This is a genomic window from Arcanobacterium hippocoleae (assembly GCF_040360365.1).
In the GTDB taxonomy this organism is placed as follows: domain Bacteria; phylum Actinomycetota; class Actinomycetes; order Actinomycetales; family Actinomycetaceae; genus Arcanobacterium_A; species Arcanobacterium_A hippocoleae_A.
Genome location: NZ_CP136412.1, coordinates 540,773 through 558,674 on the forward strand (window position 1 = coordinate 540,773; position 17,902 = coordinate 558,674).

Genomic DNA, 17,902 nt, shown 5'->3' on the forward strand with positions numbered 1-17,902 from the left:
TCTCTGCTCAAGCGAAAAAGAAAGAAACAAAATAATTTTAAGATATAGTGTCGCTAAAATAGCGCAGCTTTATCCAGCCGCAAAATATCTTCGGCAGCAGTAACTAAATTTCAGTGAGCTGTAAATCAGGCTTGTAAAAACGCCCTCTTTTTGTAAGTAAAGCCACCGCTTTCCCAGCCGGATCAAACGCTGCCGCCGTACCGCACTCTTGAAATTCCGGCAAATCCGAATCACTGCCGAAAAAATCACACACAAACATCGGCTTACGATATTTAATAAACTGACCATTTTGCAGCAGCCGCACTTCATCAGCAGTAATTTCCACCGCCGGAAAAAGGCTGCGGCAAATCACACTGATTGGAATCACCGGAAGCTGCTTTCCGGCAGCAGCAATATCACGATAGAAAGCAACACTTCTCGCATCTTCCGCATTCCAAGTACGCACACCGATTCTGCGCAGCATCCGCAAATGCGCCCCGATTCCGAAAACCGCACCGAGATCGCGTCCAAGCGCACGAATATAGGTTCCAGCAGAACAGCCAACTTCGACATCAAACGTAATCACAGGAAAATCAAATAGTTCCCGATTAAATACTGGCTCACTCAACCGGACAAACCGGGTAATCCGCACCGGCCGTGCAGCAAGCTGAACATCCTCCCCGGCACGCGCCAGTTCATGCGCACGTTTTCCAGCTACTTTTAATGCCGAAAAGCGCGACGGAACCTGCATTATTTCCCCGGTCAGAGCCGAGATTCCGCGATCGATATCCGCCGCGGTAAGTGCAAGTGTGCGTGCCGATTCAGCCGCACTTGGAATGATGATTTCCCCGTCGGCGTCTTCGGTGTTCGTACCGGCTCCAAGGCAAATTGTTGCGCGATACGCCTTTTCACACCCGCTTAAGTAGGTTAGCAGTTTTGTTGCTCTCCCGATCCCGATTGTCAGCAGACCCGTCGCCATGGGATCTAAAGTGCCGCCATGCCCAACCTTCCGGGTCCCAGCAAGCCGGCGGATTGCCCCCACCACATCATGTGAAGTAACGCCTTGATCTTTATCAACAAGCAGCAGACCAGAATCCGCTGCAGCCGATGCACGCGGCAAATCACCCCATGGCATTTCCCGGCGGGGTCGATGTTCAGATAATTCTTTTCTGCCCTGAGAGCTGCTCATATTTCCGCTATATTCTCAAATCCGATTAAAACGACACAACTTGCTATCTGTTACTATCTGCTGAGTTTATCGATCGCTGAGTTTACAGATTTTTACCGTACTATTGACTGCCATATCTATCTGCAAATACACTCCGCACTCAGTCGCTAAAGGAATCATTCGCTTCCGCAGCTGCAGCAGTATCTTCTCCTGCGAAGCGCTTTCTTTAACCTTATACGGATTAGCTTCCCCAGCAGGTTTCGCTCCTGCCGCTAACTTGCGAATCTGTTCATCTTTAAAACGCGCGGCCACAAGCGCATCTTCAATCGAAGCCGCAGTCTGCGGCAGCGCATCCGGAACAAATTCAAGACTTGGAGTGAGCCGCAGTCCAAGAGCTGCTCCGACGGCGGAACGAATCATCCCCTTTGCCGATTCCAGCGCATATCCAGACTGTTTCAGCTGTTCGTTATTTCCGTAAACAGTGTAGAAAATCGTGGCATGCTGCAAATCTCCGCTTACCCGCACATCAGTAACGGTCACCATTCCGAGGCGCGGATCTTTCAGCTTTGTATCAATCATCCGTGCAGCCACTTGCTTAATTTGGTCTGCAACACGAGCAGCCCGTGGATTTGCCATTATTATTCCTCCCCAATTTCAGCGAAAGTAAATTTTCGTATTCTTTAACATAATGCCGGGGTGAGCTTCAGAGCCAACCCCGGCATTAGATACTATTTACAATCAGTCACGCGGCTTCTCGCGCATCTCCCAAGTTTCAATCATATCTCCCTCACGGATATCTTTAAACCCAAGAGTAATACCGCATTCGTATCCTTCGCGCATCTCAGTAACATCATCTTTTTCGTGGCGCAAAGACATGATTTCGAGATCCGGAGCAACCACAGCTCCGTCGCGCACTAATCGTGCCTTTGTACCGCGTTTAATCGTACCTGAACGCACAATTGAACCGGCGATATTGCCAAACTTGCCAGATTTGAAAACTTGACGAATTTCGGCGGTTCCCAGTGCGACCTCTTCGTAAATCGGCTTCAGCTTACCCTTCAAAGCAGCTTCAACATCGCCAATTGCGTCGTAGATTACTGAGTAGAACTTCATCTCAACGCCTTCACGGTCTGCCATCTCGGTCACGCGCTCAGCTGGACGAACATTGTATCCAATAATGATTGCACTATCGACGGTTGCCAAATCCACATCAGACTGCGTAATCGCACCCACACCGCGATGAATCACATTGAGCTGGACTTCGTCTCCGCCGACTTCAATTTCGAGCAGTGAAGATTCGAGCGCTTCCACAGAGCCGGAAGAGTCGCCCTTGATAATAAGATTGAGATTCTCAATCTTCCCTTCTTCAATTGCCGCATTGAGATCTTCAAGCGAAATCCGCTTCCGCCGCTTTGCAAGAGTTGCGGCACGCTTCGCTGCTTCGCGGCGTTCTGCAATCTGCCGCGAAGTCCGATCATCGTCTGCCACGATTAATTGGTCTCCTGCACCCGGCACAGAGGTAAGACCAAGCACCTGCACCGGACGTGACGGTTCAGCTTCTGTCACACGGTTACCATACTCATCAATCATTGCCCGCACTCGGCCATAGGCGGTACCGACAACAATTGAATCGCCAATCCGAAGTGTACCGTCTTGAATCAGTGCGGTAATCAGCGAACCGCGCCCCTGATCAAGCTTTGCTTCGATTGCCACTCCGCGTGCAGATTTATCCGGATTCGCTTTCGGTTCAACCAAAATGTCCGAGGTAGCAACAATCTGTTCCAGCAATTCGCCGATATTTATCCGCTGTTTTGCCGAAATATCCACGAACGGCACGTCACCGCCATACTCTTCAGCCACGAGTCCGTATTCTGTGAGCTGCGCGCGCACCTTTGCGGGTTTGCACCATCAACATCAATCTTGTTTACCGCCACCACAATCGGCACATCTGCAGCTTTCACATGATTTATTGCTTCAACAGTCTGCGGCATCACACCATCATTTGCTGCAACCACAAGCACCGCCACATCAGTAACATCCGCACCGCGGGCACGCATCTGCGTGAATGCTTCGTGACCTGGCGTATCAATGAAAGTAATCTTCCGATATTCGTCTGCGACTTTAACTTTCGTCTGATATGCACCAATATTCTGCGTAATACCGCCAGCTTCTCCCTCAACTACATCCGCATTGCGAATTGCGTCAAGAAGCTTCGTTTTACCATGATCCACATGCCCCATCACAGTCACAACCGGCGGACGCGCTAACAGATTTGCTTCACTTTCCGCTTCACGTTCAGCTGCAAGATTGATATCAAAAGCTTCAAGAATCTCGCGATCTTCATCTTCGGCGCTCATGATTTTGATGTCATAACCAAGTTCTGCACCAAGGAGCTGGAAAGTATCTTCATCAAGCGACTGGTTTGCTGTTGCCATTTCACCCATCCGGAAAAGAACTGTGACCAATGCTGCCGCATCGGCTTTAATCTTCTCCGCAAAGTCTGCAAGTGACGCTCCCTGACGTACCCGAACTATGGTGGATCCGTCGCCGCGCGGCACCTGCACCCCGGCAAGCATTGGCGATAACTGCTCTTCAACTTCCTGGTGACGGCTGCGGGTATTGCCGTGCTTCTTCCCGCCGCGGCGCCCAAACGCACCTGCAGTGGAACCGCCGCGAGCTTTCCCGCCCGAACGGGTAAACCCGCCGCGGAATCCCGGACCGGAGTTGTTTCCAGCCGGATTCGCTCCGCGCCCGCTGCCGCGCCCGCTGCGGCTGCTGCTGCGGTGATCGGCAGGCATCTGGACCTGTTCCGGCATAATCGACGGATTCGGACGCGGGCTTCCGCTGCGAGGGCCCCGATTTTCCGGGCGCGGAGCACGGTTCTCATTACTATGCCCGCCGCCGCGGCGCTATCCGCCCTGCTGTCCTTCGGTCTTGTTCATCCCTTGCTTGGAAGCAAATGGTGAATTACCTGGACGCGGACCACGCCCGCCAGGTTTCCCCATCCCCTGCCGAGATGAAAATGGTGAATTACCTGGACGCGGAGCGCCCGGCTTGCGGCCCATCGGACGCGGCGGAGCAGCTTCCCGAGCAGCTTCTGCACTACGGCGGGCTTCACCTGGAGTTACCGCCGGTTTCGCCTTACGTTCCGGCTTGGAAGAAGGCTTCTGCGAATTAGCAGCGTCAGCAGATGAATCTTGTGAATCTGAAAATACTGGAGTCAGTGCCGGAGCATGCTTCAATCCGCGCTTCCCTCCAGGCTGCGCCCCAGGTTTCGGAGCAGCCGGCTTCCGATCTGCCGGCTTTGGCGCAGCAGGAATTTTCTTTTCCCGCACTTCTTGCATCGGCGCTGATTCCGCAGCCGATACAGCCGGTGCAGCCGGTTTCGGAGCAGTGTGCTGTTCCGTTTCCAGTTTCGCTGGCTGAACTGCCTTTTCCGATTTTGCAATCTTTTCCGCACTTGGCTCGGCAGCTTTCGCTGTTTCTTTCTTCTCCTGCGAAAGCAATTCTGGATGTTTTGCATAATATTCACGAGCACGGCGAACCACCGGTGCTTCAATACTTGAAGACGCTGACTTTACAAATTCACCGTTTTCTTTCAAAGTTGCAAGTAAATCTTTACTCGCAACTCCGAGCTCTTTTGCGAGCTCATGGACGCGGACCTTGGCCACAGTTCTCCTTCTTTAGCGGTCCGCGCATTTTGCGCAAGACCTCTTCTATCGGCAGCTCATCGCTGGGTACTCATCGGGTGCCCATCGCTTTCTACCCGCTTTCTTTCTTGGTTTGCAATTAGTATTGTTTTACTTTATCGAAAGGCTTATTTACCGGAAGGCGCAAACGCCCGCTAACCGTTGATAAGTAAAATCCGAGGTGAGGTAAATCTTGCTTGATTTACAGCGTGTTTTACACACAAATCCGCCGTACAGTCTACCTGATTTAAGATGGCTCTGGTTATTGCGGGCGGAGTTTTGACCGTGAAAGCGCTCACTGGAATCTAGATTTTTTCTTCAAATGCGCGCACGAATACTTATTCACAACCATCCACTGGAATTAATTGTGTGCCGATCCAGATTGTATCGGCAGCTTTTCATCCTGATAGTTTTCTCCGGCTGCTCCCAGGCTTTGTTCGCGTCTGCTTATGCTAACTCGGCAGTACCCTGATCTTCACCAGCCTTGCGAATGTCAATTGACCAGCCAGTAAGCTTTGCTGCTAAACGCACGTTCTGCGCTTCTTTCCCGATTGCAAGCGAAGCCTGATCATCTGGCACTACCGCAAGCGCCTGCCGTAAATCTTTATTCAAAATATCTACACGCAGGACTTTAGCTGGAGAAAGTGCAGCTGCAATGAACTTTGCCGGATCATCATCATATTCCACCACATCAATTTTCTCGCCATTGAGCTCCTGTGTAACCGCGCGGACTCGCTGCGCATTATGCCCAATCGCAGCACCCTTCGCAGCCACATTCTCATCTGAAGACCAGACAGCTACTTTCGAGCGATGCCCTGCTTCACGTGCTAAAGCGACGATTTCGACAATCCCGTCGGCGATTTCCGGAACCTCAGTTTCAAAAAGCTGCCGGACAAAATCAGGATGGGATCGGCTCAGACGAATCGAAGCACCGCGCACGCCAACTGAAATATCGAGAATCAGCGCACGAATTAAATCACCATGCCGGTAATGTTCAGTAGGTACCTGCTCTTCGGAACGCAAAATTCCGCGGTTTTCACCAAGTTCAACAAAAAGATCACGCGATTCAGGTTTGCTCCCAGCATTGCCTTCAACTGTACCGGTCACAATTTGCCCTTGCTTCCCTTGGAAAGATCCAAGCACACGCGCACTTTCCGCATCACGCAGACGCTGCGCAATAATCGAACGTGCAGTCGCGGTAGCAATCCGGCCAAAATCGTTTGGCGTATCGTCAAATTCGCCGATAATGTTGTTCTCTTCATCGTATTCAGGAGCAATCACTGAAACTTTACCGGTAGACCGGTCCAAATCCACACGCGCACCCTTTATTGCACCGGGCACACGGTTGTATGCGTGAAGAAGAGCATCCTCAATTGTCTCAATCAATACGGTGAGGTTGATTCCCAGCTCGGACTCAACCACCCGAAGTTCGTTCATCGAAATATCCACGGTTATTCTCCTTCGTCGCTCACACTTTCAGACTTCGATAGTTCCGCTAGTACGCGTGCCGTCTTTACTTCTTCAAATTTTAACTCACGAGCGCTCTCATGAATAACTTTGTTACTTTTTGGTACTTTTTCTCGGGAATAACGACGGCACTCTCAGCATCAACCGTTTGAATCCGCGCCACAAACTTTTCACCTGTTACAGTTTTCAACTCAGCAAGATGCCCGATTGCACGCGAAAAATGCCGCGCACTTGTAAGCTTACGGTCTATTCCTGGTGTGGAAACTTCCAAATTGTATTCACTCTGAATCGGGTCAGCTTCGTCGAGCACATCCGAGATTGCGCGGGTAATCACATCAAGCTGGTCAGAAGTTATCCCGCCTGGCCCATCCGGCAAATCGACGGTAATACGCAGCGTAGTATGTTTTCCGGCACGCAGCAGACGCAGCTCTTCTAGAAAAAGGTTATCTGCAGCAGCTATCGGCGCAATTAACTCAGCCAATTTAGTCTCTAAAGCATTATTTTGTACCATAGTTTTAGCCTACCTGTGCAAGCACAATCTTTCATATTCTGTTTTGTCTGATTTCAGCGATCAACCGGAAACAGCATCGTATCGATTGCAAAGATAATAATTTTCAATGGCTTGATTCGGTAACGGCATAACTTTCCGGATACGCAAACTAGGAAGCAGCGAACACAAATGCGAAAAATACGCATAAATAGTAAACTCTGGCTTTCGCGTGCCCGCTTCAGCGCAGCAATCTTTCTTGGCGTCTCGCTGTTCACGCTATTCATGTTTTTCATCGGAACACGCCTCGAAAACCCTGATTTATCTCCAGCTGCGCCAACACCGCAAGAAAATATCCGGCAAGAACTAGCCGTCGAAAGTGCGCGGATTGCTGCTGGTGCTGCAGCGCTAAAACTCAGCGATTTAGCAGCGGCAGCAGATAGCTGGACAAAACAGCTTGGCGGCGTCTGGATTCCCTGGCCGGAAGGCGCACCAAACGGATATGAAAATCCGCCGCTCGATTTATCTGCAAAGAGTAAAAACTTCTCCGAATTAACTGCTGAATTACAGATTTTCGCGAAAAATACCGCAAATCTCGGACCCGGATTTGCCGCCGGATCCGAAATGGTAAACCTTGCCGGAAATGTGCTGCAAACAGCAGAAAATCTTGCGTTGAAAAACAATCTTCCCAGTGTACTCCCGCCGATAAATACGTTTTCCATCGCGGCACAAATCAATGATCCGCACACAGTTATTGCGTTAGACACCGTTAAACAAGTACTGGAAGCACATACGGCGCAGCTGCCAGCTGCACAAAATCTGCAGCGCAAAATTAACCGGAAAAATATTGCACTCCTTGATGCATTAATTAACGACGCGCTGGAAAGCGGAACAGCAGATGAAAGAACCGGTTTCGTTCCCCCAACAACAAAGTTAGCAGCAATTAAACCGGTTTTCTTGAATACGCTCAGCAATCTTGCCCAAAATGAACAGCAAAGCACAATATTGAAAAATACTGCCGGGAAACAAAGCGAAAACAAAGCAGCTGCAAAGAATGCCCAGCCGTCGGTAAATGAAATGCTCGCAAGCCTAATCGCAGCACTTTCACGCAGTTTTTAAAATACCGGAATGTTTTTAGCTGCGCACACTTTATCCTGGAAATACGCACGGCTGCTGCGAATTTCCAGAACGTCCGCGCTTGATATCTGCGTGCCGAATTCATGAAAAACGGGCTCTTCGCATTTTTTGCTTGTGGTAGCGAAATGAAGTTTGTGTTTGTTCAGGTGGAAAGCGGTGTTTTTACATAAATCAAGCCTGACCGCTATCCAAAAACCGCTTGGAACCAGCCAAACCAGACCCAACCAAAAAGGTCCTGCACATTCTCTGACTGCATGACTACATCCGTCGGCACTGAGATGGAAACGAACCAATCACACCCCGAGCAGGGATTGAATATAAACCGGAATCAAACCAGAACAAAACCACGCAGCGCGATTAAAATACTTCCGCCAAAACAATAATCACCGCACAACCACCATAGACTCCATTCGCACTGCACAACTACCGCAGGGCCCCTGCATACCGCACGCCTATATACATGCAAACATACGCAGAGCCGAAACGGATGAAAAATGGAACGGCAAACAGGTTCTGCCGTTCCATTTTACTAACTCGTTCTGAGCTATTTTATTGATTTCAGTTTGTGCACATCTCAGTTTGTTCACAGCTCAGTTTGCGCATATGCCGTTTTCGCTGATGCTGTTTTCTGCTGCTAATCTCGTAAATCAAAAGTGAATCACCGATACAGCTGCACTTATTCCCGATAACGAAAAGTGCAGCTGTATGAAAATCTCAGCAGTTAAGCAACGATTTCAGCACTGCAGCAACATCTTCCGGAGCATAGTTTTCACTCTCACCGGTTGCACGATTCCGTAATTCAACAACACCCGACTGCAAACCACGGCCAACCACAATCGCATAAGGCACACCGAGCAGTTCAAAGTCAGCAAACTTCACGCCTGCAGAAACTTTCTTCCGATCGTCGTAAATTACCTCGAAACCAGCTGCAGTAAGCTCAGCGGAAAGTCTCTCTCCCATCGCGAAAAGCTCCTCGCCTTTTCCGGTAACAAGCACTTGCACCTGCGCCGGCGCAATTTCAGCAGGCCATACTAGCCCTTTCTCATCGTGATTCAACTCGGCAAGCGCCGCAAGCACACGTGAAACACCAATGCCGTAAGAACCCATCGTCACTACTTGCGATTTGCCATTTTGGTCAAGCACTTTCAGCTCGAGTGCTTCAGCATATTTTCGGCCAAGCTGGAAGATATGCCCAATCTCGATACCGCGCTCAATTGAAAGCTCACCGGAACCATCAGGAGCTACGTCTCCGGCCCGTACCTCCACAGCTTCAATTCTGCCGTCAGCTGTAAAATCACGCCCATAGACCAAATTGAACACATGATTATCAACGGAGTTTGCACCAGTAATCCAACGCGATCCGTGCGCTACATGCGGATCAAGCAGATAGCGGACCGAGTTTTCTCCGCCATTTGGTCCAAGCACTTGCGGACCAATATATCCCGGCACCAGTTCCGGATGTTTTGCAAGATCTTCCGATGTTGCTAAATCTACTTCTGCCGGGGAAAGATTCGCTGCTACCCGTTTCAAATCAACTTCGCGGTCACCTGGAACACCGAGCACGGCAACCTCACGGCTGCCGTCAGGATAAGCGAGAGCCACAACCACGTTCTTTAACGTATCAGCTGCTTCCCACGGACGATCTTCACGCGGATGAAGCTCATTCGCCATTTCGACAAGCGCATCAATCGTGACTGCACCCGGTGTGGGGATAACCTTCGGCTCCGGCGCATCAGCAAAATCTAGTTCCGGCAGCTGCGGCGTGGTAACTGCTTCTGTATTCGCAGCATAACCGCCAGGGAGGAAACAAAAGTATCCTCACCAATCTCGCATGGGAAAAGAAATTCTTCCGAACGTGAACCGCCCATCGCACCAGAAGTTGCCGAACAAATTACAAACGGCAAACCAAGACGGGTAAATACTTTCTGGTACGCAGTGCGCATCGCTTCATATGATTTATCTAATCCGGCATCATCAATATCAAAAGAATACGCATCCTTCATTAAAAATTCACGGGTACGAATCAGCCCAGCACGCGGCCGTGCTTCATCGCGGTATTTGGTCTGAATCTGATAAATCGTTAAAGGCAGATCCTTGTACGAAGAGTACATATCTTTCACTGCAAGAGTAAACATTTCCTCATGCGTTGGCGCGAGAAGATAATCATTACCCCGGCGATCTTGCAACCGGAAAAGATTGGGACCATATTCTTCCCAACGGTTCGTTGCCTCATAAGGTTCACGCGGGAGCAGTGCCGGGAGCAAAACTTCCTGCGCACCTGCGGCGTCCATTTCTTCACGAACGACGGCCTCCACTTTCCGCAATACTTTTAAACCAAGCGGCAGCCAAGTATAGATTCCCGGAGAAACGCGGCGCACATAGCCGCCGCGCACAAGGAGTTTGTGGGACTCAACTTCCGCATCGGCAGGGTTCTCACGCAGCGTGCGGACAAATAGTTCAGACATTCTTTGCATGTGCTCAAGTCTACCCGCTCGCATCGCAGATGCCATATTTCGGTACGAAATATGAGAATTTAGATTTCCCGCAAATCCAAAATTTCCGGTATTGTATTCCGGTTTCTAGTTGAGCAGCGAAAATTAAGTTCGCTGCCGCACCCGTTTATGCAATAATTTCCGGGTGTGAATTCTCATCTGCAGTAAGCCCCAGTTCTTCGGCCACAATTCGTGCCCGTCGAATCAGCGTCGGAACAATCTCTGATTCAAGAACCGTCTCAACAACTTTTCCTTGCACAAAAATCTGCCCTTTACCATTGCCTGATGCAACGCCAAGATCAGCTTCGCGGGCTTCCCCGGACCATTTACCACACACCCCATCACCGCAACACGCAGCGGGAAAGTAATATCCTTTAAACCATCACTCACACGCTCAGCCAAATCATAAACATCCACCTGGCAGCGCCCGCAAGACGGACAGGAAACAATTTCCAGCTGTTTCGGCCGCAAATTCAAACTCTGCAAAATTGCCTCGCCAACTTTTACCTCTTCAACCGGCGGAGCTGAAAGCGAAACCCGAATCGTATCACCAATACCTTCAGAAAGCAGCGCACCAAAAGCGACAGCTGATTTAATCGTTCCCTGAAATTGCGGTCCGGCTTCGGTAACACCAAGATGCAATGGCCAATCTCCGGCTTCAGAAAGCAGTTCATAGGCACGTACCATTACCACCGGATCATGGTGCTTCACTGAAATTGCGAAATCAAAAAACCTGCGTCCTCAAAAAGCGCTGCTTCCATTACGGCAGATTCAACAAGTGCTTCCGGCGTAGCTTTTCCGTATTTCTTCAGCAAACGCGGATCAAGCGAACCAGCGTTAATTCCAATCCGCATTGCGGTGCCATTCGCCTTAGCAGCAGCCGCAATTTCCGGAATCTTATCGTCAAAACGTTTAATATTCCCCGGGTTCACACGTACACCGCATCCTGCTTCAATTGCGGAAAAACATAGCGCGGCTGGAAATGAATATCGGCAACCACAGGAATATTTGATTTATCGTTAATAATCGCGAGCGCTTCAGCATCCTTATCAGTCGGGCAGGCGACACGCACAATATCACATCCCGCAGCTGTCAGTTCGGCAATTTGCTGCAGTGTCGCACCAATATCGTGAGTTTTTGTTGTAGTCATCGACTGTACACTGATTGGCGCTTCACCGCCCACAGCCACATTCCCGACACGAATTTGGCGGGTTTTCTTTCGTGGGCTGAGTACCTGCGGAGCTTCTTTCACAACCGGTATTCCGAGCGATACTTTATTATTCACACTTCTCTCATTCCATTTGTTCCAGCCGCCGCAATATCAAACGCCGACTGCCGCTGCATTAATAGTTTAATTCACGCTGGCGCGAATTGCGCTTTCATCATGTGAAATAACGTGCACGCAAAATAGCAGAAATTCAGTTATATCCTCTATATTGCCGGTTTCACGATATCCGCAATAATTAGAAATATCGTCATTGCAGCAAAAATAAAATCACTGTCTGGCTCAGTGGAAGCAGACGTGCCGTATCAAAAGCTCCCGGATTTTCTTTTCCGCGGCGTTTCGCAGCTAACTTTTGGCACCATTCGATAATCGCTCCCAAAATATGCCCGCCGTCGAGCGGCAGCAAAGGAATTAAATTAAAAACGAAAAGCGACATATTCAGCGAAGCAAAAAGCAGCAGCATATCAGCAAGGCGTGAAGCGAAAGGATACTGATTCACGTCAGCACTGGTAATATTGCCTGCTATCTGCGCAATTCCAACCAAGCCAACCACGCCTGTCTGGTCACGCGGTGTATCGCTAAATAAACTCACTCCAATATTCCAAAGCTGTACTGGCAGCGAGATTACAATTTTCGCTGTCCCGAGCAAAAGATTTCCAATCTGGGCTGGAAGGTATACCGGATTTTGCCGTTCACGGATAATCTCCGGGCTAATCCCCACATACGGCTGCGGAGCAGTAACCGGTTTACCTTGCGCATCCGTTACGAAAACTCCGTCTTGAACTTTTTGCCGTTCAACTTCAATTACCTCGATAGTTAAAGTCTCAATTTTGCCGCCGCGCATTACTTCAACAGTCTTCAGACCAATCCCATGTTCATTAATTGCTTTCTGAAGCTGCTGCCAATCGGAGACATTTTCACCGTCCCAAGTGAGAATCTCGTCTGCTTTCCGAAGTTCAGATTTCATCGCCGGAGTTTCCTGCGCAGAACTGCATTCAGTCATCTGGGGATTCATACAAGGAGAAATCACTCCAACCTTGTTGCTCAACACCGGCATCCCAATTCCAATCCAGACGATTGCAAAACAAAACACCGCAAGCAGCAGATTCACAAACGGCCCGCCAAACATCACCACAAGCTTTTTCCTGGAGTCAACCTCCAAAAAGCTTTTTGTTCTTCTCCCGGATTGAGCTCTGCAGCAGATTCACGCCGGGCTTCTTCAGCGGTTGTCAGCGAACCATCTTTTTAAATATTTGAGTACCGGATTTCGCCGGAGCCAGCATGCCGCATAAACGCACATAACCGCCAAGCAAAATCCATTTCATTCCGTATTCCGTACCGCGGTAAATCCGCGAAAAAATCGTCGGACCAAATCCGACAAAATACTGCGAAACTTTCACACCGAATCTTTTTGCCGGAATCAAATGTCCCAATTCATGCAGCGCAACAGATATCAGCAAACCAACAATAAAAAATAAAATTCCAAGAATGCTCAAGAGTTTTCTCCGATAAGTTCGTGAGTATAAGCGCGTGCCCAAGCTTCAGCTGCTGCCACGCTCTGCAGCGAGACTTCACCCGCATAAGTAAAATTCTCAAGCACTCTTTCAACGATTTCCATAATTTCAAGATAACGCAAATTTTGCTTTAAGAAAGCAGACACACATTCTTCATTCGCTGCATTCATCACCGCCGGATGCAGCGGAGAGGCTTGCAGTGCTGCGCGTGCAAGCTTAATCGCCGGGAAAGTTTGGTGATCAAGCGGCATAAATTCCCAGCTTGCAGCAGTACTCCAATCACAGGGCCGGGAAACTTCAGTTAACCGCTCCGGCCACGAAAGGCCAAGTGCAATTGGCAGCTTCATATCAGGCGGAGATGCCTGCGCAATCGTCGATCCATCACAAAATTGAACCATCGAATGCACAACTGATTGCGGGTGAACAACAGGAACAATATCTTCCGGATCAATTTCAAAAAGATAGACGGCCTCAATTAGCTCAAGCGCTTTGTTAAAAAGAGTTGCAGAATTTATTGTTACGACGGGCCCCATCTCCCAAGTCGGATGATTCAGCGCCTGCTGTAATGTAACCTGAGCAAGATCACCGCGTTTCTTCCCGCGGAACGGCCCGCCCGATGCAGTCAAAATAATCTTCGCAACTTCACTCGTACCATCGATTTGCGGCACAGTAAGCCCGCGATGATGACGCCCGGCGCACAGCACCTGCGCAATCGCTGAATGCTCCGAATCCACCGGCACAATTTGCCCCGGCCTGCGCATTGCATTTTTAACTAAGACTCCGCCGGCAACTAAAGATTCTTTATTAGCTAATGCCAGTGCGGATCCGGATTTGAGCGCACTAAGCGTCGGTCCGAGACCGACTGATCCAGTAATCCCATTCAGCACTATCGACGCACTGCCGCCAAGCGCTGCCGTTGCTGCAGCCGATTCGGCACCTGCCAATATTTGCGGCGGGTTCATGGCAGGAAAAAGCGCCTGCCAGATTTCGAGAAATTCATCCTCACACCCCATCCGGGAAATTGATACAACTTCAGCCCCAAACGCTGCAGCTTGCTGTGCAAGCAATTTTAACTGTGCACCGCCTGCAGCCAGCGCTTTCACTTTATATCTATCACGATTGGCAGCGATTACCTCTAATGCCTGCGTACCGATAGAACCCGTAGAGCCGAGAATAATAACTTCTCTCATATCTAATCACTCCACTGCAATAAGCACTGAAATTACACGGTCGAGGTAAACATCAACCACAGCTTCATCATAAGCTTTTTCTTTTGCAGCATTTTTAAATACAACGTCACGTACTTCTTTCGAAGTAAGCTGCACTTTCCCATCGAAATAGCCGGCGATACGGTCAAGAAATGCGTCTACTTCTGCTTTCGAATAACCTGCAGATTTCGCATCCTGAAAACGCTCACCATTTGGGCGAAGCATTCGCGGATAAAGCGATGCCGCCTGCGCATATGTGCGGTCAAGCCAGGCAGCTTCGCCTGCCCCGGACATTACTTGTGCGCGTTCACGCTGTAAAAAGCACGTTCAAGACGGTCAAGCGCACCGTCAACCTCACTCGCCTTATAACCGTTGCGCACCCATTTGAAAGCTATTGAACGAATATCTTCTTCAGACAATACATTTCCGTCGAATTCTTGCGCATTATCTCGGTAGGCTTGTTTCGCCCGGTCGAAAAAAGCATCAACCTGCTTGCGGTGATATCCAGATTTGAACGTCCCAGCACCGGAAAAAGTATGTGCGCTCATCGCGTCTCCTTTTGGTTTGCGGTTTTTAGTGATTCTTCTGCTAAAAGTTTACTCAAATTTTCGGGCTCTTTCCGATGGCTCGCGATTGCTGCTTCAACCGCTGCCTGTGCTTTCGCAGCACGTTTCGCTACACGCTGCCGGTCTACCGCTTCAGCGGCAAGCTGCCCGCAGGCACCATCAATATCGGATCCGCGGGTATCGCGAACCGTCGTCGAAATCCCTGCATCCAGCAGTGTCTGCACGAACGTATCCGAAGCGGACTTTGTAGCTGCCGTCCAAATTGATCCGGGAGTCGGATTGAGCGGAATCGGATTCACATGCGCCCATCCGCGGCCGCGCGAATTCAGTTCATGCGCAAGCAGCTGGGCACGCCATTTATGATCATTCATATCCTTAATCAAGGCATATTCAATCGATACGCGTCTGCCGGTTTGCACAAAATAACGCCGTGCCGCATCCAGCAATTCCTGAACTTTAAACCGTGAATTGATTGGAATTAAATCATCACGCAGCGCATCATCCGGTGTATGCAATGATACAGCTAAGGTTACCGGTAATCTTTCAGCAGCAAGCTGATCAATCGCCGGTACTAAACCAACAGTGGAAACTGTGATATTTCGTGCTGACATTCCGAAACCCGCCGGAGCAGGATCAATCATCCGATGCAGCGCACCAATAACGGATTTGTAATTTGCCATCGGTTCTCCCATCCCCATAAAGACGACGTTCGAAATCCGCACTGGTTCACCCAAATCTCCCGCGGCGGCACTAATCATACTTTTCCGCAGCTGCTCAATAATTTCGGCAGTTGAAAGATTCCGCGTAAGCCCGCCTTGCCCTGTCGCACAAAACGGGCATGCCATACCGCAGCCAGCCTGTGAAGAAATACAGAGCGTAGCGCGGTCTGGATACTTCATCAACACTGATTCCACAACTACGCCATCAAACAAACGCCAGAGTGTTTTAATCGTTTTCCCGCCGTCGGCAATTTGATCCCGTACTTTCGTTACAAGCCGGGGAAAACTTTTTCGCAAATATCTGCACGCTGCCCCGCGGGAAGGTCAGTCATCTGGCTCGCATCTACCGTCAGATGCTCAAAATAATGCCGTGATAGCTGGTCAGCACGAAACGCAGGATATCCAAAGCTTTGCAGCAGTTCCTTGCGGGCTGGTAAATCTAGATCGATTAAATGATTCGGAGCTTTTCCCGTACGTTTTTCCGTAAAGCTCAGAACCGGACGCGAACCAGACTCAACGCGCGGACGCACCTGCTTTTTCATTGATATCTAAATCCTCTCCAAGAAAGTAGATGTGGAAAGTGTAATCCAAGTTGAAAATTAAACAAAACACTCAGCTTTGCACAGCTAACTTAGATTGCCCCTGTAGCTAGTCCAAAGAGGAAATAGAAGGTCGGCGCGCAAAAAATGATTGAATCGAGCCGGTCAAGCATCCCCCATGCCCAGGAAAAATCGAACCCATATCTTTAATTCCCAAGTCACGTTTTATCATTGATTCAGCAAAATCGCCTGCCGTGGCAAGGAACGGGGTCAGTACGCCAGCAAGCAGCACCCAATGCCAGCTCAATCCGCTCAGCAATCCAACGGTAAAATACGCGGTAACCAAGGTGAGAAACATTGAACCTGCAAACCCTTCCCATGATTTCTTCGGTGAAATCTTGGGAGCCATCGAATGCTTACCGAAAAGAATTCCGGCGCACCAACCGCCAGTATCATTTGCTACCGGAAGCATAATGAGTGCTGTAATCAGCTGCGGAGCTTCCGGAAGACACGCCATACTGATTGCAAATATTCCAGATAAACCAATCCAGGCAAGACCGAAAGCACCAACTATTCCGGATTTCAAATTCTCGCCCAGGTAGTATTTCGTAACTCCGAGGGCAAGCGCACTTGCAAGCAGATACACCAAAAACCAGCGCCAATTCCAAATTCCCACGTCATTACGACCATCACAATTATGGAAACACTTAAAGTGACAAACGGGATTCGGATATTGCGTGCAAGCACTGCCCCAGCAAATTCCCAAATTGCAATTACAAGCGCAACTGCAGCAAGCACCGCAAAAATTTCGATATAAAAATCACTGAGAGCGCTACAATCACAAGCAAGATAGCTGCTGTTATTAACGCTGCCGGGAGGTTTCTTCCTGCCCGTGACTTTGAATCGACCGGCGGTACCGGCGGATGCGGGGCAAACCGACTCGAAATAAATGGTACTTTATTCGCGTTATCAGACGGCGTCATTAGTCTTCTCTAAAACGATTTGGTATGTGAACATTCAATACGCACGGCAATTATACCCGAAGTATTGCGTCTCACATCTCGAGGAGTTCTTTTTCCTTTGATTCAAGAATCGAATCAATCAAATCGGTATGCTTCTTCGTCAAAGATTCAAGATCTTTTTCCGCACGATCGACTTCATCCTCACCAGCTGCGCCGTCTTTCTTAATTTTATCCAGTTCATCTTTTGCTTTCCGGCGCACACCGCGGACAGAAATACGGGCTTCTTCCGCTTTCGTTTTTGCGAGCTTCACATAATCGCGACGGCGTTCTTCGGTGAGCACCGGCATATTGATTCGCAGCACTTGACCATCATCAGTTGGATTCACACCAAGATCAGATTCTTGAATTGCACGCTGAATATCTTTCATCGCGCTGCGGTCATAAGGGGAAATTAAAACTGTTCGTGCTTCGGGAATCGAAACTGTGGCAAGCTGTTGGAGCGGTGTTGGAGCGCCATAGTAATCAACTAACAGGGAGGTGAAAAGCTCAGGATTTGCACGGCCGGAGCGAATCTTCGAAAATTCATTGCGTGCTACGCCAATCGCCTTTTCCATTTTCGCTTCTGCTTCCAGCATTACGTCATCAATCATTATCTTTCTCTTTTCGTTCGCAGTTTCTTGATGTATTCAGTTTCACTTGCGCAAATGTGTACGTGCAGCGACATGAGAACGTACCCAGCTCACAAATGCA

At 49.4% G+C, this 17,902-nt stretch carries 15 protein-coding genes and 4 pseudogenes; 1 reads left to right on the plus strand and 18 read right to left on the minus strand.

Annotated features, from left to right (window positions below; genetic code table 11):
• Positions 1–103 precede the first annotated feature (103 nt).
• The 5 genes and pseudogenes from truB to rimP form a co-directional block, all read right to left on the minus strand.
• Positions 104–1,168 (minus strand): tRNA pseudouridine(55) synthase TruB, encoded by a 1,065-nt coding sequence (truB, locus tag RQN30_RS02840; RefSeq protein WP_353061167.1) that lies wholly within the window; start codon positions 1,166–1,168, stop codon positions 104–106.
• A 66-nt stretch (positions 1,169–1,234) separates the two neighbouring features.
• Positions 1,235–1,783, minus strand: coding sequence for a 30S ribosome-binding factor RbfA (gene rbfA, locus RQN30_RS02845; protein WP_353061168.1), 549 nt, complete (start codon positions 1,781–1,783; stop codon positions 1,235–1,237).
• Between the two features lie 102 nt (positions 1,784–1,885).
• Positions 1,886–4,818, minus strand: a pseudogene (gene infB, locus RQN30_RS02850) (translation initiation factor IF-2).
• Between the two features lie 465 nt (positions 4,819–5,283).
• Positions 5,284–6,285 (minus strand): transcription termination factor NusA, encoded by a 1,002-nt coding sequence (gene nusA, locus RQN30_RS02855; protein ID WP_353061169.1) that lies wholly within the window; start codon positions 6,283–6,285, stop codon positions 5,284–5,286.
• A gap of 79 nt (positions 6,286–6,364) precedes the next feature.
• Positions 6,365–6,814 carry a ribosome maturation factor RimP gene (gene rimP / locus RQN30_RS02860; protein ID WP_353061170.1) on the minus strand — a complete coding sequence of 150 codons (450 nt, stop codon included), beginning with the start codon at positions 6,812–6,814 and terminating at the stop codon, positions 6,365–6,367.
• Positions 6,815–6,982: 168 nt separating this feature from the next.
• On the opposite strand from rimP, the gene RQN30_RS02865 reads away from it, so the two are divergent.
• Positions 6,983–7,909, plus strand: a complete 927-nt coding sequence (locus RQN30_RS02865) for a hypothetical protein (protein ID WP_353061171.1) — start codon at positions 6,983–6,985, stop codon at positions 7,907–7,909.
• On the opposite strand, the gene RQN30_RS02870 is transcribed toward RQN30_RS02865, so the two are convergent.
• From RQN30_RS02870 to frr, 13 genes and pseudogenes are all read right to left on the minus strand, one after another.
• Positions 7,906–8,151 carry a hypothetical protein gene (locus tag RQN30_RS02870; protein WP_353061172.1) on the minus strand — a complete coding sequence of 82 codons (246 nt, stop codon included), beginning with the start codon at positions 8,149–8,151 and terminating at the stop codon, positions 7,906–7,908. The genes RQN30_RS02865 and RQN30_RS02870 overlap by 4 nt on opposite strands.
• A 490-nt stretch (positions 8,152–8,641) precedes the next feature.
• A pseudogene (locus RQN30_RS02875) lies at positions 8,642–10,392 on the minus strand (proline--tRNA ligase).
• A 154-nt stretch (positions 10,393–10,546) separates the two neighbouring features.
• Complete coding sequence (locus RQN30_RS12480) at positions 10,547–10,684, minus strand: hypothetical protein (protein ID WP_491608712.1); 138 nt, start codon at positions 10,682–10,684, stop codon at positions 10,547–10,549.
• The gene (locus RQN30_RS12485; RefSeq protein WP_491608713.1) at positions 10,624–10,836 is read right to left on the minus strand and encodes a hypothetical protein; all 213 of its coding nucleotides are present in this window, start codon (positions 10,834–10,836) and stop codon (positions 10,624–10,626) included. Before RQN30_RS12485 ends, RQN30_RS12480 begins: the two co-directional genes overlap by 61 nt.
• Before the next feature lie 138 nt (positions 10,837–10,974).
• Positions 10,975–11,704: pseudogene (locus tag RQN30_RS02880) on the minus strand (flavodoxin-dependent (E)-4-hydroxy-3-methylbut-2-enyl-diphosphate synthase); the annotation flags it as partial.
• A gap of 190 nt (positions 11,705–11,894) precedes the next feature.
• Positions 11,895–12,773, minus strand: coding sequence for a site-2 protease family protein (locus RQN30_RS02885; protein ID WP_353061173.1), 879 nt, complete (start codon positions 12,771–12,773; stop codon positions 11,895–11,897).
• Between the two features lie 100 nt (positions 12,774–12,873).
• Positions 12,874–13,140, minus strand: coding sequence for a site-2 protease family protein (locus tag RQN30_RS02890; RefSeq protein WP_353061174.1), 267 nt, complete (start codon positions 13,138–13,140; stop codon positions 12,874–12,876).
• Positions 13,137–14,348 carry a 1-deoxy-D-xylulose-5-phosphate reductoisomerase gene (gene dxr / locus RQN30_RS02895; RefSeq protein WP_353061175.1) on the minus strand — a complete coding sequence of 404 codons (1,212 nt, stop codon included), beginning with the start codon at positions 14,346–14,348 and terminating at the stop codon, positions 13,137–13,139. The genes RQN30_RS02890 and dxr overlap by 4 nt, the downstream gene beginning before the upstream one ends.
• 6 nt (positions 14,349–14,354) lie before the next feature.
• Entirely contained in the window at positions 14,355–14,660 is a 306-nt protein-coding gene (locus tag RQN30_RS02900; RefSeq protein ID WP_353061176.1) for a DivIVA domain-containing protein, read from the minus strand.
• On the minus strand, positions 14,660–14,914 hold the full coding sequence (locus RQN30_RS02905) for a DivIVA domain-containing protein (protein WP_353061177.1): 255 nt from the start codon (positions 14,912–14,914) through the stop codon (positions 14,660–14,662). The genes RQN30_RS02900 and RQN30_RS02905 overlap by 1 nt, the downstream gene beginning before the upstream one ends.
• Positions 14,911–16,193 (minus strand): annotated as a pseudogene (gene rlmN, locus RQN30_RS02910) (dual-specificity RNA methyltransferase RlmN). Before rlmN ends, RQN30_RS02905 begins: the two are co-directional and overlap by 4 nt.
• A gap of 106 nt (positions 16,194–16,299) precedes the next feature.
• Entirely contained in the window at positions 16,300–16,866 is a 567-nt protein-coding gene (locus RQN30_RS02915) for a phosphatidate cytidylyltransferase (RefSeq protein ID WP_353061178.1), read from the minus strand.
• 378 nt (positions 16,867–17,244) lie between these two features.
• Positions 17,245–17,802 carry a ribosome recycling factor gene (gene frr, locus RQN30_RS02920; RefSeq protein ID WP_353061179.1) on the minus strand — a complete coding sequence of 186 codons (558 nt, stop codon included), beginning with the start codon at positions 17,800–17,802 and terminating at the stop codon, positions 17,245–17,247.
• Between the last annotated feature and the right edge of the window lie 100 nt (positions 17,803–17,902).

Excerpts from the sequence above, each read along its gene's own strand:
- truB (WP_353061167.1), bottom strand. The coding sequence starts at position 1,168 with ATGAGCAGCTCTCAGGGCAGAAAAGAATTATCTGAACATCGACCCCGC.
- rbfA (WP_353061168.1), bottom strand. The coding sequence starts at position 1,783 with ATGGCAAATCCACGGGCTGCTCGTGTTGCAGACCAAATTAAGCAAGTG.
- rimP (WP_353061170.1), bottom strand. The coding sequence starts at position 6,814 with ATGGTACAAAATAATGCTTTAGAGACTAAATTGGCTGAGTTAATTGCG.
- RQN30_RS02865 (WP_353061171.1), top strand. The coding sequence starts at position 6,983 with ATGCGAAAAATACGCATAAATAGTAAACTCTGGCTTTCGCGTGCCCGC.
- RQN30_RS02885 (WP_353061173.1), bottom strand. The coding sequence starts at position 12,773 with ATGTTTGGCGGGCCGTTTGTGAATCTGCTGCTTGCGGTGTTTTGTTTT.
- dxr (WP_353061175.1), bottom strand. The coding sequence starts at position 14,348 with ATGAGAGAAGTTATTATTCTCGGCTCTACGGGTTCTATCGGTACGCAG.
- RQN30_RS02900 (WP_353061176.1), bottom strand. The coding sequence starts at position 14,660 with ATGTCCGGGGCAGGCGAAGCTGCCTGGCTTGACCGCACATATGCGCAG.
- RQN30_RS02905 (WP_353061177.1), bottom strand. The coding sequence starts at position 14,914 with ATGAGCGCACATACTTTTTCCGGTGCTGGGACGTTCAAATCTGGATAT.
- frr (WP_353061179.1), bottom strand. The coding sequence starts at position 17,802 with ATGATTGATGACGTAATGCTGGAAGCAGAAGCGAAAATGGAAAAGGCG.